We start from the raw sequence: 20,709 nt of genomic DNA, 5'->3' as shown, positions 1-20,709 counted from the left end.
AGGACGCCCCGTCAACAGCAGGCCGTCTGGAACCGTCGCGTCACGGTGGGAGGTCATCGCCGGCGGTTCCCGGCCTGCCTACGAAAACTAGGCGCCTCACCGACAGAAACCTAGAGCGTTTCATTTTTTGAGAGAATCGTAGGATTCCCAAAGATTGGCGTTTGTGATTCAAGATGCTGGCTGGATGGAGGCCAGCATCTGATGACGCGAGCCCTTTCGAACGATCTTCGTGAGCGTGTTGTGGAAGCGGTTTGCGCCGGCGAGAACTGCCGTGCGGTGGCGTCGCGCTTCGGCGTTGCCGTTTCCTCGGTTGTGAAGTGGTCGCAGCGTTACCGTGCCACCGGGTCGGTTGCGCCGGGCAAGATGGGCGGACACCGCAAGCGGATTTTGGAGCCGCATCGTGCCTTCATCGTGGAGCGGATCAACCAGACCTCTGAACTGACGCTGCATCGGCTGAAGGACGAGTTGGCCGCACGCGGGGTGATGGTCTCGCACAATGCGGTCTGGATGTTCTTGAGGCGCGAGGGCCTGAGCTTCAAAAAAAACACTGCTCGCTCTTGAGCAGGGCCGAGCCGATATTGCTCGCAGGCGTCGGCGATGGCGGTCTTGGCAGGCCAGCCTGGATCCGCGGTGCCTGGTCTTCATCGATGAGACCTGGATCAAGACCAATATGGCTCCACTTCGGGGCTGGGGGCCAAGGGGCAAGCGCCTGCGCGGCTTGGCCCCGCACGGCCATTGGCGAACCCTGACCTTCCTGGGGGCATTGCGTTGGGACCGGCTTGCGGCACCTTGTGTCTTTGACGGACCAATCAACGGCCAGTGCTTCCGCGCCTATGTCGAGCAGCAACTCGTTGGCGTGCTGAAACCCGGCGATATCGTCATCATGGACAATCTGGGAAGTCACAAATCGGTCGCCATCAGGCAGATGATCAAGGCCGCTGGCGCCAGGCTTTGGTACCTGCCGCCCTACTCACCCGACCTCAATCCGATCGAGCAGGCCTTCGCCAAGATCAAACACTGGATGCGCCAAGCCCAGAAGCGCACCGTCGAAGAAACGTGGCGGCACGTCGGTCAACTCGTTGCGACCATCGAACCCGGCGAATGCGAGAACTATTTCGCAAACGCCGGATACGCTTCCGTCAAAACGTGAAAGGCTCTAATTAAGAAAAGATAATCTTGGCCGCCACATTCGGCCTCGACCTGCCGCAACTCCGCCCCCGATGGGGCGGGCCTTTTCACACACGAAATCTTGAGAACGGCCTCACCTGAGTCCGGTGCTGCGGGCTAACGCTCGGTCAGCTTGAGCTCGATGCGGCGGTTCCTGGAGCGCGCCTCGTCGGTGCCGCTTTCGTCGAGCGGCTGGAATTCGCCGAAGCCGGCGGCAACGAGGCGATTGGCCGGAACGCCATTCTCGATCAGGAATTTTACCACCGAGGTCGAGCGCGCCGAGGAAAGTTCCCAGTTGTCGCGGTAGCGGCCGGTGCCTGACAGCGGAATGTTGTCGGTGTGGCCGTCGACGCGCAGCACCCAGTTGATCTCGGGCGGGATTTCCTTCTGCAACTCGATGATGGCGTCGGCGAGCTTCTTCATCTCGCCCTTGCCCGCCTCGTTGATCTGCTCCGAACCGGTGGGGAACAGCACTTCCGACTGGAACACGAAACGGTCGCCGACGATGCGGATGTTTTCGCGGTCTGACAGGATCTCGCGCAGGCGGCCGAAGAAGTCGGAGCGGTAGCGGTTGAGCTCCTGGACACGCTGGGCGAGTGCCACGTTCAGCCGCCGGCCAAGGTCGGCGATCTTGGTGTTGGATTCCTTGTCGCGCGCCTCGGACGCGTTGAGCGCCTCTTCGAGCGCGCCGATCTGGCGGCGCAGGGCGGAGATCTGCTGGTTGAGCAATTCGACCTGGCTGAGCGCGCGCTGGCTGACCTGGCGCTCGGTCTCCAGCTCGCCCGACAACGTGCCGATGCGGGTGTTGGCTTCGGCGCCGGCGCCGGCGCCCTGCGACAGCAGCTGTTCGAGCCGGCTCTTTTCGCTTTCGGCTGCATTGAGCGAAGCCTGGAGATTTGCGAGTGCGTCCTCGGCATCCTGCGAACTGGACTTTTCGAGCGCAAGCAGCTGCGTCAGCTCGTTGATCTGCGAGTTGAGCCGGGTCAGCACCTCGTCCTTGCCCGAGATTTCGCGGCTGAGCAGGAACTGCGCCAGCACGAAGACGGATAGAAGGAACATGATGGCCAGAAGCAGCGTCGACAAAGCGTCGACAAAGCCCGGCCAATAGTCGATGCGGCGGTCGCCGCGCCGCCCGCGCGCCAATGCCACCTTAGTGCACCCCTTCCTTCTTCAGGGCGTCGGCGATCTTTTCGAGCGTGTTGCGCATCGCCTTTTGTTCGTCGGACTGCGCCTCGACCCAGTCGCGCATGATCTGCTGTTCGCTGCGCATGTTCTTGACGAGGCCGGAGATGCCGTCGGCGAGGTTGGCCATTGCGGCGGCGACACGCGGGTTCGAGCCACCCTGCTCCTGCATGTTGCGCAGGCGCTCGGACAGCACGCGGATTTCGTCGGAGGAGCCGTTCTTGGCGTCGGCAACGACCATGTCGGAAGACAGGTCGGTGACCGAAGACAGCCAGTTTTCAAGCTCGGTGTAAAAGCGCGTCTGCGCGCGGCCGGCCTGAAGGTCGAGGAAGCCGAGCACCAGCGAGCCGGAAAGGCCAAACAGCGACGACGAGAATGCTGTACCCATGCCTTGCAGCGGAGCCGCGAGGCCGGCTTTCAGCGATTCAAGCACCGCCGAGGCGTCACCCGAACCGGGGTCGAGCGACTGGATGGTTTCGCCGATCGAGCCGATGGTGCCGAGCAGGCCCCAGAAGGTGCCGAGCAGGCCGAGGAAGACCAGCAGGCCGACGAGATAGCGCGAGACGTCGCGGCTTTCATCGAGGCGCGTGGCAATCGAATCGAGCATCGTGCGCATCGAACTCGTCGAGAACGCCATCGAGGCCGAGCGCCCGAGCATCGCCTTCATCGGCGCCAGCAGCACCGGCTCGGTGGCTTCGGAACCGGCACGGAAGGAATTGACCCAGCGCACTTCGCGGAACAGCCGACCGACCTGGACGAAGGCCAGCCCGATACCGACGACGAGCACGCCGAGGATCAGGCCGTTGAGGCCGGGATTGGTGCCGAAGGCGGTGGAGATCTGCCGCGTCAGGATCGCCGCGATGAAGGCGACGATCGCCAGGAAGATGATCATCGTCAGCAGGAACACCTGCGGAGAGGACAGGCGGTGCGGGTCGTAGTTCAGCACGTCGGAGCCTTTGCCCACCCCGAGAGATTTCAACAATGCCATCGGCGCCCCGGTTCCTGCGGTTGGAGCCCGGCCTGTCCATTCGGACGCGCCGCTCCATCACCCTGAAGTCTACGCACCGAGCTTTTCAAGAGTTTCGGCGCGCTACGTTAGTGGACTACGACTGTAAGCGGAAATGTGACGAAAATGAAAGACGCTTGCGCTCCGAGCTGGGAACCAGCTGTCGGTCAGAGACGCGTCACGACCAGAAGGTCGATCATCGCGGCAACGTGAAGGCCTGCCCCGGTGACGACAAAGCCGTGCCAGACCGCACTCTGGAAGCGCAGCCGCCGCCAGGCGTAGAAGATGACCCCGCAGGAATAGACCATGCCGCCGGCAAACAGCAGCCACAGCGTCGCCGAAGGCAAGGTGGCGATGAGCGGCCGCAGGATGACGATGCCGCTCCAGCCCATGGCGAGATAAAAGGCGATCGCCAGCCGGTCGAGCCGCCCGGGCAGGAACAGCTTGATCGCCATGCCGGCCGCCGCCGCAGACCAGACGATGCCCGCCATCCAGCCTGCCGTGACGCGGTCTTCAAGCTGGACGAGGAAGGGTGTGTAGGTGGCAGCGATCAGGAGGTAGATGCCGGCATGGTCGAAGCGGCGCAGCACCCACTTGGCCGGCGAGACCGGCCAGAGGTTGTAGGCACACGACACCGACAGCACGGTGAGCAGGGCGACGACGAAGACGACCGCTGCGAGATACTCGCCGGTGGCGGTGTAGAAGGCCGAAACCGACAGCAGCACCGAGCCGGCCGCCACGGCAAGCAGGATGCCGACCGCATGGACAACGCCGTCGGCGATCAGCTCGGCGCGCGAACGGTTGTAGCGCCCGATGAAGGGCACAGCTGTCTCAGGCTTTTGGTGGTTGTCAGACATGGTCCGTCCCTGCGCCCTTCAGTGCATGACCCCGAAAATCGGTCCGATTTTCGGAAAGGATCATGCACCGATCAAAAGGTCTACAGCGTCCTTTGCGCGTCCAAATGGACGCGCGGCGCTGTAGATATGGGCAGGCGCAGGCACGAGTTGAAAGCAAACGGCTACGCGGCGGATCAGCGCGGCGTGACCGGCCGCTTCAGCGTCTTGATGAGCGCGCGGTGGATGGTCTCGTTGCCGGCGACGATCGAGCCGCCGTCGAGCATGTCCTGGCCGCCCTTGTCATCGGAAACGAAACCGCCGGCTTCGCGCACCAGCAGGATGCCCGCAGCGACGTCCCAGGGCGACAGCGAGGTCTCCCAGAAGCCGTCCATGCGGCCGGCGGCGACGTAAGCGAGGTCGAGCGCGGCCGAGCCGAGACGGCGGATGCCGGCCACTTCGCCCATGACGTTGCGCAGTTCGAGCAGGAAGTTACCGTGATGGCCACGGCCGAGATGCGGCACGCCGCAGCCGATGACGGCATCGACGAGCTTGGTGCGGCCGGAGACGCGCAGGCGACGGTCGTTGAGGAAGGTGCCGCCACCACGCTCGGCGGTGTAGAGCTCGTCCATCGCCGGGTTGTAGACGACAGCGGCGACGATCTGGCCCTGGCGTTCAAGTGCGATCGAGATCGAAAACACCGGAATGCCATGCAGGAAGTTGGTGGTGCCGTCGAGCGGATCGACGATCCAGCGATGCTGGTCGTCCTCGCCGGCGACGACGCCGCGCTCTTCCATCAGGAAGCCGTAGCCGACGCGTGCCTTGGACAACTCGGCAAACAGGATGTCTTCCGCCTTGCGGTCGGCCTGGCTGACATAGTCGCCCGGCCCCTTCAACGAGACCTGCAGGTTCTGCACCTCGCCGAAATCGCGCGCCAGCGAACGGCCGGCCTTCATGGCGGCCTGCACCATAACATTTAGGATCGCTGAACGCGCCATTTTCTACAACCTCAGCAGTGTCGAAATCAGTCCGCGCGGCGGACGTAGGTGATTTCGTTGGTGTCGACGATGATGCGCTCGCCCGACGAGATGAAAGGCGGAACCAGGACGCGGACGCCGTTTTCCAGGACGGCCGGCTTGTAGGACGAAGCAGCCGTCTGGCCCTTCACCACCGGGTCGGCCTCGGTGATCGTCAGCGTCACCTGGTCGGGCAGCGCGATGCCGATCGGGCGCTCGTCATAGAGCTCGACGGTAACCATCATGCCGTCCTGCAGGAACGCGGCGCGATCGCCGACGAAATCCTTGAGCAGTTCGAGCTGCTCGTAGCTGGCGGTGTCCATGAACACCAGGGCGTCGCCCTGCTCGTAGAGGAACGAGAAATCCTTCTGCTCCAGGCGGACCTTCTCGACGGTCTCGGCCGAGCGGAAACGCTCGTTGAGCTTGGTGCCGTTGATGAGGTTCTTCAGTTCGACCTGGTTGTAGGCGCCGCCCTTGCCGGGCTTGACGTGATTGGTCCTGACCGCCACCCAGAGGCCGCCGTCATGCTCGATGACGTTGCCGGGACGGATTTCGTTGCCGTTGATCTTGGCCATGATTGGATTCCGGAAGAGAGGTTTGCGCCGGAAGGGGCGCTATCGGCGCCTCCAAGACCACAAAATGGCTTTTTAGGCAAGAGAAGTCGAGATTTTCGCTGGATCAGCGCAGACGGTTGGCGCGCTCCAGAGCCTGCTTCATCTCCGCGTCGGTCAGGCCGCGCAGGAAGTCGTCCATCTCGGGATCGTTGAGCCCGGCACGGCGGGCGTTGATGTACCACGCCGCCGCCAGAATGGGATCTGGATCGATGCCTATGCCGCCCATGTAGAATTTGGCGAGCCGGTTCTGCGCCGCGACATTGCCGCCATCGGCGGCAAGCTTCATCCAGCCGAAGGCGGATTTCAGGTCGCGATCGCCGCCGCGGCCATCGGCCATCCACAGTCCGAGATCGAACTGCGCCGAGTCATAATTCTGTCTGGCAGCACGGACGAGCAGCAGCCGCGCCTGGTTGTCGTCGCGGCGCTTGCCGCCGACGCCGTTGGCCAAGACCTGGGCCATGGCGTATTGTGCGTCGGGCAATCCCGTCGCCGCGGCACGCTCGTAATAGGGCACGGCCTTTTCGAGGCCCTTGCCGCCGGGTTCGCGCTGCACCAGCATCTGGGCATAGTTGAACTGGGCGAAACGGTTGCCGGCTTCGGCTGCCGCCTGCATCAGCGCATTGGCTGCCTTGTCGTCGCGGGTAACGTATTTTCCGTCGAGCAGCATCAGCGCATATTGAAACTGGGCTTCGGGAATGCCCTGTTCTGCGGCGCGCTCATACCATTTGGCCGCCTCGCTGTCGTTGCGGGCAACGCCCAGGCCGCGCGAAAGGATCTCGGCGACCAGCGTCTGCGCGGCGGCATCGCCCGCCTCGGCACGTGTGATGCCGAGGTTGTAGGCCGTCTTGTAGAGGCCGCGCTGGAAGGCGCCATAGGCCTCGTCAGAATGCTTGCCGCCGAAGCGGTTGGGGTCGATGCCGTCAGTCGCCTTGGCCGCCGGATTGGCGCCGAGGTCGGGCGTTTGCGGCGCCGGCACAGGCTCGCCGACCGGCATGGGCGCGGCGTCGAGCGGCATCGGAGCCGGGCCGAAGCGGTTCGGATCGATCAGGTCGAGCGGCTTGCCGAGCGAAGGAACCGCCCCCTGGTCGGACGGCGTGATCGGCGCGCTCTCGACGGCAATCGCGGGCTCGAGCCCAAAGCCCAGGCACAGCAAAGCGGCAAGAAGGCGCGAACGATCCATCGATGACTACTCCTCGAAACGCGGCGCGGTTTCGTCGAGCAGCGCATTGGCGCGGGCCACCGCCTCGCGCGGGTCGATGCCTTCGCCGAACACCGCCGACGACACGGCAACGAATTCGACGCCGGTAGCAGCCACTGCCTCGACCGAGGCGATGTCCGAACCGGCCATGACGATGCACGGGATCTCGATCATCTCGGACCACCATTCACCGAGCGAAAGGTTGCGCGAATGCGGCTCGGGCTTGTTGTCGTAGCCGAAGCGGCCGAAGAAGATGTAGTCTGGTCGCTCTTCGCCGAGCTCAAGCGCATCGTCGCGCGTCTTTGCGCCACCGGCACCGACCATCATCCGCTGCTGGTAGCTTTCGACGGCCTCCGCAAGCTCTTCCTTGTTGCCCTCTATATGGATGCCATCGGCATGGACACGCCCGGCGACGCGGGTGTCGCCGGCGACGACCACTGCCACCCCGGCCTTCTGCGCGGCGGCCACGACCTTTTCGGCAAAGCTCTGGAACGACGCTTCATCGACGCCCTCGCCGGGCAGGATCAGCGATGCGACGTCGCCACCGGCGAGTGCCGCCTCGACCTGTTGCGGGGCAACTGTCGGCGGCGCGATCAGCACGATACGGCAGCGATTGGGTGGCGTGGTTGGGTTCATGTGCATCGATCCGAGTGCTTGACGCCTATGCAAGGCGATCATGTTTGCATTGGGGCATAGAACAAAGTGCTGCCGTTGAACAGGACACGCGGCAAAGCCCAAGCATATGAAAACATGGGGAAGGCACTCGCCAACTGCCCGGCATCCCGATATTGCGGATTCGAGAGGCCTCCGATGACCGACCTTCTTCTCGACCCGTGGTTCTATGCAGCGGCAGTTCCTGCCGTGATTCTGGTTGGCCTTTCCAAGGGTGGCTTTGGCGGTGCCGTCGGCTTCGTCGGCGTTCCGCTGATGGCGCTGGTGATCTCGCCGGTGCAGGCCGCGGCAATCCTTTTGCCGATCCTGATCCTGATGGACGTGGTGTCGCTGTGGACCTGGCGCGGCGTCTTCGACCGCACGATCCTGTGGCAGATGCTGCCGGGCTCGATCATCGGCATCGGCATTGGCTGGCTGATGGCATCGGTGGTGACAGCCGACAATGTGCGCTTCATCGTCGGCGCCATCGCCTTCATCTTCGTGGCACGCTGGCTCTACACCAGCCTGCGCCACGGGGCCGACCACAAGACCGAACCGAACGGCGTCGCCGGCGCCTTCTGGGGATCGATCGCCGGCTTCACCAGCTTCGTCGCCCATGTCGGCGGTCCGCCCTTCCAGGTCTACACCTTGCCGCTCAGGATGGATCCGAAGGTACTGACCGGCACCAGCGTCATCTTTTTCGCCGTCACTAACGCCATCAAGCTGGTGCCCTATTTCGCGCTCGGCCAGTTCGACACTGCCAACCTCACTGCCTCGTTGGCATTGATGCCGCTGGCGCCGCTGGCGACGCTCGCCGGGGCATGGCTGGTCAGGCGGATGCGGCCGGAAATCTTCTACCCCTTCACCTACGCGACGGTGGCAATCGTCGCGCTGAAGCTGCTCTATGACGGGGTCGTCGACTTTATGTGAGGATGACCGCCTCGCGGCGGTGGACTAGGCTCGTCACGACCAGAGAGGAGAACTGTCATGGGCAAGTACGAGGAAGACCTCGACAAGACCCCCGCCAATCACCAGCCGCTGACGCCGCTGAGCTTTCTCGAACGCGCGGCCAAGACATTTCCCGACCACGTCGCCATCATCCATGGCAGCCAGCGCACCAGCTACCGCGAATGGTGGGAACGGTCGCTGAAACTTGCCTCGGCGCTCGCCGCGCGCGGCATCGGCAAGGGCGATACGGTGACGGTGATGCTGTCCAACACCCCGCCGATGCTGGAGGCGCATTTCGGCGTGCCGATGACAAAGGCGGTGCTGCATTCGCTGAACACCAGGCTTGACGCGGCGATCATCGCCTTCCAGCTCGACCATGCCGAGACCAAGCTGCTGATCGTCGACCGCGAATTCACAGGCGTGGTCAAGGAGGCTCTGGCGCTGGCAACGGTGAAGCCGCTGGTCATCGACTATGACGACCCTGAATACCCCGCGGACGCCCCCTATCCCAAGGGCGAGCGTATCGGCAGCCTCGACTACGAAGACTTCGTCGCGACAGGCGACAGGGCTTTCGCATGGTCGATGCCCGACGATGAATGGGACGCGATCTCACTCAACTACACATCGGGAACGACCGGAAATCCCAAGGGTGTGGTCTACCACCATCGCGGTGCCGCGCTGATGGCCTACACCAACACCATTCATGCCGGCATGGCCAAACACGCGGTCTATCTCTGGACGCTGCCGATGTTCCACTGCAACGGCTGGTGCTTTCCGTGGACGCTCGCCGTGCAGGCCGGCACCCATGTCTGCCTGCGCTGGGTACGCGCGAGGCAAATGTATGATGCCATCGCCGACCATGGCGTGACGCATCTGTGCGGGGCGCCGATCGTCATGTCGATCCTGATCAATGCCCAGGACGAGGACAAACGCACGTTTCCGCAGCAGGTCACCTTCAACACAGCTGCCGCGCCGCCGCCGGAAGCGGTGCTGTCTGGCATGGCCGACGCCGGCTTCGCCGTCACCCATCTCTATGGCCTGACCGAGACCTACGGGCCTGCGGTCGTCAACGAATGGCACGGCGAATGGGACAAACTCGAGAAGGGACCGCGCACGGCGAAGAAGGCGCGCCAAGGTGTGCGCTATGCAGCACTCGAGGACCTGACCGTGATGGACCCCGAAACGATGCAAAGGACACCCGCCGACGGCGAGACCATCGGCGAGGTGATGTTCCGTGGCAACATCGTCATGAGGGGCTATCTCAAGAACAAGAAGGCGACCGACGAGGCCTTTGCCGGCGGCTGGTTCCATTCCGGCGACCTCGGTGTGATGCATTCGGACGGCTACATCCAGATCAAGGATCGCTCCAAGGACATCATCATTTCGGGCGGCGAAAACATCTCGTCGATCGAGGTCGAGGACGCGCTCTACAAGCACTCCTCGGTCGCTTCATGCGGAGTGGTGGCGCGGTCCGACGACAAATGGGGCGAAGTGCCCATTGCTTATGTCGAGCTGAAGCCAGGCAGGCAAGCGACGGAGGCCGAGATCATCGAGCACTGCCGCTCCATGCTCGCGCGCTTCAAGGTGCCGAAGGCGGTGATCTTCGCCGAGATTCCCAAGACCTCGACCGGCAAGATCCAGAAGTTCCGGCTGCGCGACATGGCCAAGGGATAAAGATCGAGGGCGACGCGCCGGAAGCGCGCCCATTCCTTCAGGCCGCAACCACGGTGGACGGGCGCAGGCCATCGAAGGCTGCCCACAAGCCGGCCGCGAAAACGACAGCCATCGCCGAGAGGATCGGTAGGTCGGAAGCCGTCGGCTTGAGCACCATGTCGGCGACGATGATCAGCATCATCGCATAGTCGAATCGCGCAACCTTGAGGATGCGTCGGCCCTGGTCGAGGGCGGTGGGCGTCACGCCATCGCGGGCAATGATCGCTGCCATCCGGTCGGCGGTCGGCTTGAACACCAGCGTGCCGATCAGGAAGGCCATGGCGTAACCTGCAAGTCCGAGCACGATCCAGAGATCGGTGAAGCCGACCCAGAACCAGCACATGACGAGGCCGAGCAGAAGCGTGACCAGCGATGCCGGCATGAACAGCCGGTTGCCGAGTTCGCCGACCGAACGCATGACCTGCAACATACCGTCGGTGTCGCCGGCACGATCAGCGCGAACCGCGAGCAGCATCAGTGCGAAGCCGCCGCCGAGCCAGAGAACGGCTGCGACGACGTGAAGAAACTTGAAGAGAGAGTACCAATCCATACTCCGAACCTTTCCAATCCGGTTTCGCGAAAAGCGCCGGCCGCATCAGGCCACGCTAATTTTCGGCGCCGGCTAATAGCGCCGAGGCTGTTTCGGCATTGTGTCGGTGAAGCCGGTGGATGTTTCGGCACCGGAAACGAATGGATGGGCTGCGCAACATGGCGGGGGATAAGACACAACTTTAGCAACAAGGAATGTAACGCCCTTGGCAACGTGATATCGTCTGTCATGCGTTGGAGGGGCGCGTATCGAACCGGCCGCGGGGGTGAATGGCCGGACACTTCATCCAGGCAAGATCCGCAATGTAACGAGCCGACATCCGCGTGGCCCGGCCGCGCGGCATGCGGCGGAAACACGGCCCGGTGCACAAGCGCCGGCAGATCGGCTCGCGATGGGCCAAAACCAACCCATTCCCTGCGGGGGGAAAAGGCATCAGGAGACAACAATGCAAGGGGTAGCACGGAACTTCTTCACGCTCGCCGTGGTCTATGCGCTGTGTGGCATGGCGCTTGGCCTGCACATGTCGATCAGCCAGGACCACAGCCAGATGCCGGTTCACGCCCACACCATGGTGGCGGGCTGGCTGATGTCGGCGGTGTTCGCCTTCTTCTACCATCTTTTTCCTGTCGCCCGCGACAAGACACTGGCCAAGGTCCATTTCTGGCTGACGGCGGTCAGCGGCATCGGCCTTCTGGTCGGCTTGTTCTTCCTGCTCGGCGGCAATGCGGCGATCGAACCGGTGGTGGCAATGTCGTCGATGGGCTTTTACGCAGCGATGCTGCTGTTTGCCTTCATCGCCCTGCCGACGGTGTGGAAGTCCTGAGTCGGCATAAGATCCTGCCTGCCGGCAACGCCACACCGTTGTGCCGTGCCGGCACAGTCTAACGCGCCACAAGGCGAAATCGGCACCGATCTTAAGCGCCCATTAAGCATTCCCAGTGTTTACTGTGCGTATCCAGTCATCTGGATTCTTACCGAGTGGTTGGAGCCACTTTGTTTGACGCCTCCCTGTTAAACTCCTGAGAGCCGCGCTTTTCCGCGGCTCTTTTTTTTCGCCCGCGCGCCTTCGGAAATGCCCTCCAAAAGCTATCCAATCCGGCGCGTTAACCCTTTGTTAAACATGCGCTTGCGTTCACATCGGCGGAAGCGCATTTTCATCGGGCTTGGCGTATAGGAACGGCCGCGCAGAATCCGTCGGGAAAGACGGGCAGAACGCGAACAGGGTGCAGGGTAGCGATGATGAACGAGCCTTCGAGGGAAAGCGCAAACACGATCAAGCTCGCCGAAAGGCGGGTGTTTTCGCCGTCCTTCAAGCCCCTCTACAATGAGGGCATGGGCCTGGTCGAACAGGCCGCCGAGTATCTCGACGGTGCCGGCCGCGTCGAGGCCAAGAAACTGTCGCGGCTTGCCGCCACCCTCTACGCCGCCGAATCGATGCGGCTGACCACCCGCCTGATGCAGATCGCCTCGTGGCTGCTTTTGCAGCGCGCCGCCAACTCAGGCGAGATGACCCGCGACCAGGTCGCCTCGGAGAAGTCCAAGGTGCGGCTCGACACGGCTTCCGCCCATGACGACGCCGCCGGCTGGAACGAACTGCCCGCCGATTTCGTCGACCTGGTGCGCCGCTCGCTGCGCCTGCAGGCGCATGTGCGCCGCATGGACGATGAGATCTATGGCAACGGCGCAACCGTCGTGCCGGTGCAGGCGATGCGCCGCAGCAACCCGGTTTCCGACCAGATCAGCCTGCTCAACACGGCCTTTGCCCGCAACTGACGCAGGACCATCCCTGCGACGACGCGGGGATTGTTTCTGTTTTGTTCACATTTTTCTGGCGTCTTGTCTCCGTGAAGATAGAGTTCGCGGATGAGAGAGACGATTCGTATCATTGGCATCGACCCGGGGCTGCAGCGCACCGGCTGGGGCATCATCGAGAGCCTCGGCAACTCGCTGCGGTTCGTCGCCGCCGGCACCGTGCGCTCCGACAACAAGGCGGCGCTCGCCAGCCGGCTTTGCCAGTTGCATGACGGCCTAGCCGACGTGCTTCACCGCGAAATGCCGCATGAGGCGGCCGTCGAGGCGACCTTCGTCAACAAGGATGCCACTGCAACCCTGAAGCTCGGCCAGGCGCGCGGCATCGCCATGCTGGTGCCGGCCCGCGCCGGGCTGGTGGTCGCCGAATATTCGCCCAACGCAGTGAAAAAGGCGGTCATCGGCGTCGGCCATGGCGACAAGAAACAGATCGCCATGATGGTCAAGGTGCTGTTGCCGAAGTCGGTGTTCGACACCGCCGATGCCGCTGATGCGCTTGCGATCGCCATCTGCCATGCCCACCACCGCCAGAGCCCGGCATACAGGCTGGCTGCATTGACTGCGGCTCACGCCTGATGTTCTTGACTTGTTCTCATCGCTGCAACATTCCTTTCCAGCAAGAAGAGGAATGATTCCATGCGGGTTACCAGCAAGGGCCAAGTGACGATCCCTCGCGATCTGCGCGAGACGTTCGGCATCGGCGCCAACACCGAGGTGATTTTCGGTATCGAAGGCGGCAAGATCACCATCGTGCCCAAGGATGAGATCAACAGGCTGGCCGACCGCGACCGGCTTGACCGGTTCCTGGCCATTCTCGACCGGCTCGAAGGCGCCGGGGATCTGGCGACAAATGGTGACGAGATCCTGGCGCTGGCGAAGGGCCGGTGACGTCCAGTCAGCCGTCCCGACCGCACACCACACCACACTGTCGCCGCGGCCTACGTGTTCTTGACTTGTTCTCACATCACCACTAAGTAATACCTACGAGGTATTACCATGCGCGTGACCACAAAGGGCCAGGTGACGATCCCCAAGGAAATCCGCGACCGCCTCGGCATCGAGGCAGGGTCGGAGGTGGATTTTGTCGAACGCTCCGACGGCGCTGTCGAACTGGTGCGCGGCACCGAGCCAGATATGCGGGCGAAGGCGCTTGACCGCAGCCTGGAGGATTGGTTCCGGCGTATCGAAGGTACGGGCGACAGCAATCTGACTGCCGATGACATCATGGCCATGACCAGGGATCGTGATGTCCGCGACAATCATTGATTCCAACGTCATCATTGATGTCGTCGAGCCCGGCTCGCAGTGGGCGACCTGGTCCAGGCAGCAGATTCGAGAAGCACGGCGGTATGGCGACCTGATATTCAATGCCATTGTCGCAGCCGAAGTTTCGCATGAGTTCGTTTCGGCGGAGCGCTATCAAGGCGTCTTTGTCTCGACGCTGTGGACCTTCGAGGACATACCTTTCGAGGCCGCGCTGGCCGCCGGTTGGGCGCACCGCGAATACCGGCAGCGGGGCGGTCGCGGTGAGCGGACCCTGCCCGACTTCCTCATCGGGGCGCATGCGCTTGTGTCCGGACATCGCCTGTTGACCCGAGACGCCACCCGCTACCGCACCTATTTCCCCGAGCTCGAAATCATCGCGCCCGATACCCATCCATGACGAGGCTTGAACCATGATCGGCAAGTTGAAGGGCACCGTCGACGAGATCGGCGAGGATTTCTGCGTGCTCGACGTGCATGGCGTCGGCTACGTCGCCTATTGCTCGACGCGCACGCTTGCAGCCTTGCCCGGCGCCGGCGAAGCCGCGATCCTGTTCATCGAGACCTATGTTCGCGAAGACATGATTCGGCTCTACGGCTTCAAGACCGAGCTGGAACGCGAGTGGTTCAAGCTCTTGATGGCCAACGTCCAGGGCGTCGGCGCCAAGGTGGCGCTGGCGATCCTGTCGACGCTGGCGCCTTCCGATCTCGCCAACGCGATCGCGCTGCGCGACATCGCCATGGTCAGTCGCGCGCCCGGCGTCGGCAAGAAGGTTGCCGAGCGCATCGTCACCGAGCTCAAGAACAAGGCCCCGGCTTTCGCCGGCGAGGCAACGGGCACGATCGGGCTCAAGCAGGAACTCGGCGAAGGCGTCGCCCCTGCCCCGATCGCCGACGCGGTCTCGGCACTGGTCAATCTCGGCTATTCTCGCGACATCGCCGCCAACGCCATTGCCGCCGCCATGAAGAGCGTCGGCGAAGACGCCGATTCCTCCAAGCTGATCCGCTTCGGCCTGAAGGAGCTGGCACGGTGAGCGCCTTGCTCGCAGCCGGTCTCCGTGCGAGGACGGACGCATGAATTCGCCTGACCGCCTCATCACCCCCGACAAACGCGGCGAGGATGCCGACAACAGCCTGCGCCCGCAGACGCTGGACGATTTCGTCGGCCAGGCGGCGGCGCGCGCCAATCTCAAGATCTTCATTGAGGCGGCAAAGGGCCGTGGCGAGGCGCTCGACCATGTGCTGTTCGTCGGTCCGCCCGGCCTCGGCAAGACGACGCTCGCCCAGATCATGGCACGCGAGCTCGGTGTCAATTTCCGTTCGACCTCCGGCCCGGTCATCGCCAAGGCCGGCGACCTTGCCGCACTGCTGACCAATCTCGAAGAACGCGACGTGCTGTTCATCGACGAGATCCACCGCCTCAACCCGGCAGTCGAGGAAATCCTCTATCCGGCGATGGAGGACTACCAGCTTGACCTGATCATCGGCGAAGGTCCGGCGGCGCGCTCGGTCAAGATCGACCTGGCCAAGTTCACGCTTGTCGCCGCGACCACCCGTCTCGGTCTGCTGACGAACCCGCTGCGCGACCGCTTCGGCATCCCGACCCGGCTCAATTTCTATACGGTCGAGGAGCTCGAGCTGATCGTGCGGCGCGGCGCCCGCATCCTCGGCATGCCGCTCGCCGACGACGGCGCCATCGAGATCGCGCGCCGGGCCCGCGGCACCCCGCGCATCGCCGGCCGCCTCTTGCGCCGCGTCCGCGACTTCGCCGCCGTCGCCGGCTCCGGTCCGGTCGACCGCCGCATCGCCGATGAGGCGCTGTCGCGGCTGGAGGTCGACGCACTCGGTCTCGATTCGCTCGACCGGCGCTACCTCTCGATGATCGCGATGAATTTCGGCGGCGGCCCGGTGGGCATCGAGACCATCGCGGCCGGCCTGTCCGAGCCACGCGACGCCATCGAGGACATCATCGAGCCCTATCTGATCCAACAGGGCTTCATCCAACGCACGCCGCGCGGCCGCGTGCTGACGGCCAATGCCTGGAAGCACCTTGGCCTCGAGATCCCGCGCGACCTTGCCGTGCAGCAGATCAACCTGTTCCAAGAGGAAGACTGATACATGATCGGCTATCGCCCCGGACTGATAGCCGACATCGTTGGACTGCACGCCGACTACTACGCCCGCGACTGGGGTTTTGGGCTGCCTTTCGAGGCCAAGGTCGCCAGCGAGCTTTCCGCCTTCATGCGTGACTTCAGACCCGGCCTCGACTTCTTCGCCGCTGAGGATGACGACAACGGCGCCCTGCTTGGCACGATCAGCCTGGAGGCTCCGACCTCGACGGAGCTGCTGGCGCATCTGCGCTGGTTCATCACCAGCGATGGCGCGCGCGGGACGGGCCTCGGGCGCCGGCTGATGGACAAGGCCATGGCGCATGTCGACGCCAAGGGTTTTCCCGGCGTCTATCTCACGACATTCGTCGGGCTCGGTCCGGCCCGGCATCTCTATGAATCGTTCGGCTTCAACCTCGTTGCCGAGGAAGAACGCGACCAGTGGTCCGGCGGCGTGCGCGAGCAGCGCTTCGAGCGCCATCGCACGGGTGCCAAAGCTTGATCACTCGCCGCGGCTTCTTCCGTTTTCTCGGCGGTTCGGTCCTGGCTGCGGCGGCGCTCGGCAGCTATGCGGTCGGCATCGAACCGATGCTGCTGACCCGGGTGAAACGCTACGCGCTGACCCCGCCCAACTGGCCCGATGGCTTGAAGCTGCGCGTTGTGGCGCTCGCCGACATCCACGCCTGCCGGCCATGGATGACGCCAGAGCGCATCGCTTCGTTGGCAGAAGAAGCCAATGCGCTGGAGCCCGATATCATCGTACTGCTTGGCGACTACGTCGCTGGAACCCGCATGGTAAGCGGCTGGGTCGACTCCCATGAATGGGCTCCGGCCCTGTCGGGCCTCAAGGCACCGCTCGGCGTATTCTCCATCCTTGGCAATCATGACTGGTGGGAGGACCTGACGGCGCAGAAGGCCGGGCAAGGTCCGACAATTGCCAGGCGGGCGCTGGAAGCGGCGGGTATTCCCGTCATGGAAAACGACGTCGTCCGGCTGGAAAAGGAGGGTCATGGCTTCTGGATCGCAGGCCTCGCCGACCAGCTGGCCTTGCGGCCAGGCAGAGCATGGGGCCGGAAGGGCTTCACCGGGCTTCACGACCTGAGAGGCACGTTGGCGAGAGTCGGCGATGAGGCACCTGTCATCCTGCTCGCCCATGAGCCCGACATTTTTCCCGACGTTCCTAGCCGCGTTGCGTTGACCCTGTCGGGCCACACCCATGGCGGCCAGGTGCGCCTGTTCGGCTATTCGCCGGTCGTTCCTTCGCGTTACGGCAACCGCTACGCCTATGGCCACGTCGCCGAAGCTGGCCGCAACCTGATCGTTTCGGGCGGCCTCGGTTTCAGCATCGCACCGATCCGTTTCGGCGTGCGTCCGGAAATTCTCACGATCGACCTGGGTTGAGCTGAAGCGAAGCTACTTCAGCCCCTTCACAACCTCGAGCACGTCAGGTTCCGCCTTCCGCCCCTCGAATTCGTCGACGATGCCGAAAGCGCCGCCGTAGCCCCAGATCGACCAGGCATAACCGCGCGCCTCGGCGCGAGCGATCATGTCGTTGACATAAGCGGCGCGCCAGGCACCGGGCATGACGTAGGGGTTGTTGTACTCCTGGCGGATCATGCCGAACTCGCCGAGATAGATATTGTCGGGCGAAATGTCGTGCTTCTTCGCCCAGGCGTCGACCTGGCGGAACGGCGCATCGAGCTCGGCTTCGAGCTTTTCCTTGCTGTCGATCAGGGCGATCTGCTCATCGAGATAGGCGAGCATGCCGGCCCGGCGCAGCATCGGCGCCTCGGCCCGGATCTTGGCCCGGACCTTGTCGAGCACAGCATCAAGCTCGGCGCGAGGCACGGCATAGGGCGGATAAGGCAGCCCGGTAACATAACGAATGAAGTCGCCGGCCCAGGTGGCGCCCTGGCTGGTCAGCAGGAACGGCTGGTAGGAATGGAACGTCCAGATGACATTGTCGTCGGGAATATCCTTGGGGTCGAGCGCGGCGAGACCTTCCGCACCGGCCCAGCAACTGCCTGACAGCACAAGGGTCAGGCGGGTCGCCGTTGCGCGCGCGGCGGCATAAAGGCGCTTGAGACGTTCAGGCCAGAGCTTGGCCTCGCCTTGTTCGCAATCGACGACCGGCTCGTTCATCAGCTCGAAGGCGACCAGATCCGGATCTTCCTTGGCCAAGGTGAGTCCCATCTGCCGGACCAGCTCGACATAACGGTCGAAATTGGCCGGATCGTCCATCACCTCGGACATGCCGATCTGGCCATTGCCGCCTGCCGGAATGAGGTGAAGGTCGACCACCGCCTTGAGCCCGGCCGCGTTGACCATGCGCGCCGACTCCAGGACGCTCTCAAGCAATTGTTCGCGCAGCGGTTCTGTCTTTTTGGACAGGAACACCGAAGGGTCGACGGGAATGCGCACGACGTCGAACCCGCCGGCCTTGAGCGTTTTCAGGTCACCCTCACCGAGCCGTTGGCGCCATTCGGGAAACGGCAGGATGACGTTCGCGTCGTCCCATTTGTCCTCACCGGGCCAGGTTTCCCAGATGTCGAGATTGATGCCCCGCTTCATCGTGAAAGTCGCGGCGTCAGCCGTGCAGAGCGGCAACGCGAGCACAAGCAAGGCCATCACTGAGGTTCGGATCATCACCACCATCGCCACCCTCTCGGTTGGACAGAACTGGTGCCCAAAAGCCCGGAGAAAGGAAAGCCCCAAGGCCGAACATGGTGAAAGTCCAGGCCACCGACGCACTAAAGCACCTTCTAAACAACACGTCGACAGATTCGTCGGCACGTTTCATTACAAAATCTGCGCGAGATCCATTGCGAATGTATCTGCATCGAAATCAATAAATGCTCAGGTTAACCGTAAACGATGATCTTCATGATTTGTTTGCTCAGCATGGATACTTGTTAGCAGATCACAGCTATTGATAGAATTTCGATCGATTGCGCAGCGGGGGTTATGCAATGACGGTGGTTGACCGATGGCGGCCTGAGACAGCAGCCGGCGGATTTACCCGGGACGATGAGGCGATCGAGTTCTACACACGCGTCAACGCCCTTGTGGAGCCCGATATGGTGGTCGTCGACCTGGGGGCCGGGCGCGGCTCCCGTTTCGACCACGGGAGTGCGCCTTTCCGCAAGTGGTTCTGCAATTTCCATGGCCGCGTGAGGAAGGTCATCGGCATCGACGTCGACCCGGTGGTGATGACGCATCCGCATCTCGACGAGGCGCGGGTCATTGAACCTGGCGGCCGCCTGCCACTGGAAGACGCAAGCGTCGACATCATCATCTGCGAATGGGTGATCGAGCATGTCGAACATCCCCGGCAGTTCGCGCAGGAAATCCACCGGGTGCTCAAGCCCGGCGGATGGCTTTGCGCGCTCACCCCGAACCGCCTTGGCTATGTCGGGATTGGCACCACGCTGGTGCCGGAAACGGTGAAGGATCGCATGATGAGGCTGGTGTGGCCCGAGCGGCCACGGGAAGATGCGTTTCCGACATTCTACCGCATGAACACCTTGGGTAGCATTCGGCGCGCCTTCGACGAAAAGATCTGGTCGCACCATGGCTACGTGTCGAACGGCACGCCGAAATATCACGGTGGGACCACCGCAGGCTTTGCCTTCGTTTCTCTGCTGCAATGGTTCATGCCGCCGGCCATGCGCACCAACCTTCTTGTGTTCTCGCGCAAGCGCCCGGGGCCAATCGGCACCGAACCTCGGCTTCCGCAGGCCGACCGGCAACAGGGCAGAGCACTGGTCGAAAGGGTTTGACGGGATCGCCCCATCACGTCGTTCGGCGCGGCAAACCGCGTCCCAATCCTTGAACAGATCCAGCAACGCCAACAGACAGTTCTTGATCGTTGCCGCCGATAATGCCATCGCACTCCCTGCCCTGTCGCCGGATTTTCCCGGCAATGCGGCCGGAACGAGGACGTGCGATGGCGGATGAAGTTGACGAGGACGTGCTGGCTGCCGGCCTTTCCGGCGCCCTGACGCCATTCGGCCACCGGCTTATGGCGCGAGTCTATTATGCCGACACCGACTTCTCGGGGGTCGTCTATCATGCCCGTTATCTCGAATTCTTCGAACGCGGACGCTCGGATTTCCTGCGCCTTGCCGGCGTACACCACACCGAACTCGCCGACGGCAAGCATGGCGAGAAGATCGTCTGGGTGGTGCGCCGGATGGAGATCGACTTCCGGGCGTCGGCCAAGATCGACGACATACTGACCATCGAAACCCGAACCCAAGACATCTCAGGTGCTCGCATCACCATGGCCCAGCAGCTGAAGCGCGGCGACGAGGTGCTGGTCGAAGCCAGGGTCGAAGCAGCGATCATCGGCGAGAACGGCCGCCCGAGACGCTTCCCCAAGGACTGGATCGAAGCCTTCATGCCCGGCCGGTGACGACGGGCCAGTGGCGGCGCAACCTCAGCGAGCCTGGAAGCCCCTGATCACAAGATCGTGTGACGCAGCAGCGGCTATTCCACGCCCCGCAGCGCTCCAAGCCCGCCCCGCCGCGACGACAGGTTGGCGCACCATCATGTTCCTAACCCATCTTTAACCATAACGGTCCATTAAGAGGTCGGTGAAAGTCGTAAGTATTCCGAGCGGCCTTCCTTTCACCAAAATTGGCTCCGAAAA

24 protein-coding genes are annotated in these 20,709 nt (G+C 63.2%); 15 read left to right on the top strand and 9 right to left on the bottom strand.

Features of this window, described 5'->3' with window-relative positions; genetic code table 11:
- Window positions 1–201: 201 nt before the first annotated feature.
- A protein-coding gene (locus tag SLT36_RS06435; protein WP_432283321.1) for an IS630 family transposase occupies window positions 202–1,150 on the top strand; the annotation gives its coding sequence in 2 pieces (ribosomal slippage) (window positions 202–537 and window positions 539–1,150; 948 coding nt in all).
- Window positions 1,151–1,284: 134 nt separating this feature from the next.
- Here the strand turns inward: SLT36_RS06435 and SLT36_RS06430 are convergent.
- From SLT36_RS06430 to SLT36_RS06400, 7 genes are all read right to left on the bottom strand, one after another.
- Entirely contained in the window at window positions 1,285–2,316 is a 1,032-nt protein-coding gene (locus SLT36_RS06430) for a peptidoglycan -binding protein (RefSeq protein WP_432286363.1), read from the bottom strand.
- 1 nt (window position 2,317) lies between these two features.
- Entirely contained in the window at window positions 2,318–3,337 is a 1,020-nt protein-coding gene (locus tag SLT36_RS06425; RefSeq protein WP_432286362.1) for a MotA/TolQ/ExbB proton channel family protein, read from the bottom strand.
- Between the two features lie 185 nt (window positions 3,338–3,522).
- Window positions 3,523–4,212: a PAQR family membrane homeostasis protein TrhA gene (gene trhA / locus SLT36_RS06420; protein WP_432286361.1), complete on the bottom strand. Its 690-nt coding sequence runs from the start codon at window positions 4,210–4,212 to the stop codon at window positions 3,523–3,525.
- Between the two features lie 173 nt (window positions 4,213–4,385).
- Window positions 4,386–5,186 carry an inositol monophosphatase family protein gene (locus SLT36_RS06415; protein ID WP_432286360.1) on the bottom strand — a complete coding sequence of 267 codons (801 nt, stop codon included), beginning with the start codon at window positions 5,184–5,186 and terminating at the stop codon, window positions 4,386–4,388.
- A gap of 26 nt (window positions 5,187–5,212) precedes the next feature.
- Complete coding sequence (efp, locus tag SLT36_RS06410) at window positions 5,213–5,779, bottom strand: elongation factor P (protein WP_018429990.1); 567 nt, start codon at window positions 5,777–5,779, stop codon at window positions 5,213–5,215.
- A 103-nt stretch (window positions 5,780–5,882) separates the two neighbouring features.
- The gene (locus SLT36_RS06405; protein WP_432286359.1) at window positions 5,883–6,998 is read right to left on the bottom strand and encodes a tetratricopeptide repeat protein; all 1,116 of its coding nucleotides are present in this window, start codon (window positions 6,996–6,998) and stop codon (window positions 5,883–5,885) included.
- Window positions 6,999–7,004: 6 nt separating this feature from the next.
- Complete coding sequence (locus SLT36_RS06400) at window positions 7,005–7,652, bottom strand: thiamine phosphate synthase (protein ID WP_192313812.1); 648 nt, start codon at window positions 7,650–7,652, stop codon at window positions 7,005–7,007.
- 174 nt (window positions 7,653–7,826) lie between these two features.
- On the opposite strand from SLT36_RS06400, the gene SLT36_RS06395 reads away from it, so the two are divergent.
- Entirely contained in the window at window positions 7,827–8,597 is a 771-nt protein-coding gene (locus SLT36_RS06395) for a sulfite exporter TauE/SafE family protein (protein WP_432286358.1), read from the top strand.
- A gap of 57 nt (window positions 8,598–8,654) precedes the next feature.
- Window positions 8,655–10,289: an acyl-CoA synthetase gene (locus SLT36_RS06390; RefSeq protein ID WP_432286357.1), complete on the top strand. Its 1,635-nt coding sequence runs from the start codon at window positions 8,655–8,657 to the stop codon at window positions 10,287–10,289.
- Window positions 10,290–10,326: 37 nt separating this feature from the next.
- Here the strand turns inward: SLT36_RS06390 and SLT36_RS06385 are convergent, their stop codons facing one another.
- Window positions 10,327–10,878, bottom strand: coding sequence for a DUF2269 family protein (locus SLT36_RS06385; protein ID WP_432286356.1), 552 nt, complete (start codon window positions 10,876–10,878; stop codon window positions 10,327–10,329).
- Window positions 10,879–11,323: 445 nt separating this feature from the next.
- On the opposite strand from SLT36_RS06385, the gene SLT36_RS06380 reads away from it, so the two are divergent.
- From SLT36_RS06380 to SLT36_RS06335, 10 genes are all read left to right on the top strand, one after another.
- Window positions 11,324–11,701 (top strand): hypothetical protein, encoded by a 378-nt coding sequence (locus SLT36_RS06380; RefSeq protein WP_067956827.1) that lies wholly within the window; start codon window positions 11,324–11,326, stop codon window positions 11,699–11,701.
- A 416-nt stretch (window positions 11,702–12,117) separates the two neighbouring features.
- On the top strand, window positions 12,118–12,651 hold the full coding sequence (locus SLT36_RS06375) for a DUF1465 family protein (RefSeq protein ID WP_067966050.1): 534 nt from the start codon (window positions 12,118–12,120) through the stop codon (window positions 12,649–12,651).
- A 90-nt stretch (window positions 12,652–12,741) separates the two neighbouring features.
- On the top strand, window positions 12,742–13,263 hold the full coding sequence (ruvC, locus tag SLT36_RS06370; protein WP_432286355.1) for a crossover junction endodeoxyribonuclease RuvC: 522 nt from the start codon (window positions 12,742–12,744) through the stop codon (window positions 13,261–13,263).
- A gap of 60 nt (window positions 13,264–13,323) precedes the next feature.
- Window positions 13,324–13,575 (top strand): AbrB/MazE/SpoVT family DNA-binding domain-containing protein, encoded by a 252-nt coding sequence (locus SLT36_RS06365; RefSeq protein ID WP_432286354.1) that lies wholly within the window; start codon window positions 13,324–13,326, stop codon window positions 13,573–13,575.
- 108 nt (window positions 13,576–13,683) lie between these two features.
- Window positions 13,684–13,953 carry an AbrB/MazE/SpoVT family DNA-binding domain-containing protein gene (locus SLT36_RS06360; RefSeq protein WP_432286353.1) on the top strand — a complete coding sequence of 90 codons (270 nt, stop codon included), beginning with the start codon at window positions 13,684–13,686 and terminating at the stop codon, window positions 13,951–13,953.
- Entirely contained in the window at window positions 13,934–14,350 is a 417-nt protein-coding gene (locus SLT36_RS06355) for a type II toxin-antitoxin system VapC family toxin (RefSeq protein WP_432286352.1), read from the top strand. Before SLT36_RS06360 ends, SLT36_RS06355 begins: the two co-directional genes overlap by 20 nt.
- Window positions 14,351–14,363: 13 nt before the next feature.
- Window positions 14,364–14,984, top strand: coding sequence for a Holliday junction branch migration protein RuvA (ruvA, locus tag SLT36_RS06350; protein WP_192313797.1), 621 nt, complete (start codon window positions 14,364–14,366; stop codon window positions 14,982–14,984).
- A 40-nt stretch (window positions 14,985–15,024) separates the two neighbouring features.
- Window positions 15,025–16,065, top strand: a complete 1,041-nt coding sequence (gene ruvB / locus SLT36_RS06345; protein ID WP_067956812.1) for a Holliday junction branch migration DNA helicase RuvB — start codon at window positions 15,025–15,027, stop codon at window positions 16,063–16,065.
- Window positions 16,066–16,068: 3 nt separating this feature from the next.
- Window positions 16,069–16,560, top strand: a complete 492-nt coding sequence (locus tag SLT36_RS06340) for a GNAT family N-acetyltransferase (protein ID WP_432286351.1) — start codon at window positions 16,069–16,071, stop codon at window positions 16,558–16,560.
- Window positions 16,557–17,459, top strand: coding sequence for a metallophosphoesterase (locus SLT36_RS06335; RefSeq protein ID WP_432286350.1), 903 nt, complete (start codon window positions 16,557–16,559; stop codon window positions 17,457–17,459). Before SLT36_RS06340 ends, SLT36_RS06335 begins: the two co-directional genes overlap by 4 nt.
- A gap of 12 nt (window positions 17,460–17,471) precedes the next feature.
- Here SLT36_RS06335 and SLT36_RS06330 read toward each other — a convergent pair whose 3' ends face one another.
- On the bottom strand, window positions 17,472–18,704 hold the full coding sequence (locus tag SLT36_RS06330) for a glycoside hydrolase family 5 protein (protein ID WP_432286349.1): 1,233 nt from the start codon (window positions 18,702–18,704) through the stop codon (window positions 17,472–17,474).
- Between the two features lie 323 nt (window positions 18,705–19,027).
- Between SLT36_RS06330 and SLT36_RS06325 the strand changes: the two genes are divergently transcribed.
- A complete protein-coding gene (locus tag SLT36_RS06325; protein WP_432286348.1) occupies window positions 19,028–19,837 on the top strand; it encodes a class I SAM-dependent methyltransferase in 810 nt (269 codons plus the stop codon).
- 167 nt (window positions 19,838–20,004) lie between these two features.
- Window positions 20,005–20,472 (top strand): tol-pal system-associated acyl-CoA thioesterase, encoded by a 468-nt coding sequence (gene ybgC / locus SLT36_RS06320; RefSeq protein WP_432286347.1) that lies wholly within the window; start codon window positions 20,005–20,007, stop codon window positions 20,470–20,472.
- The last annotated feature ends 237 nt before the right edge of the window (window positions 20,473–20,709 follow it).

The organism is Aminobacter sp. BA135 (genome assembly GCF_050859125.1).
GTDB classification, from domain to species: Bacteria; Pseudomonadota; Alphaproteobacteria; order Rhizobiales; family Rhizobiaceae; genus Aminobacter; species Aminobacter ciceronei.
This window is presented reverse-complemented; position numbering and strand designations above follow the sequence as displayed.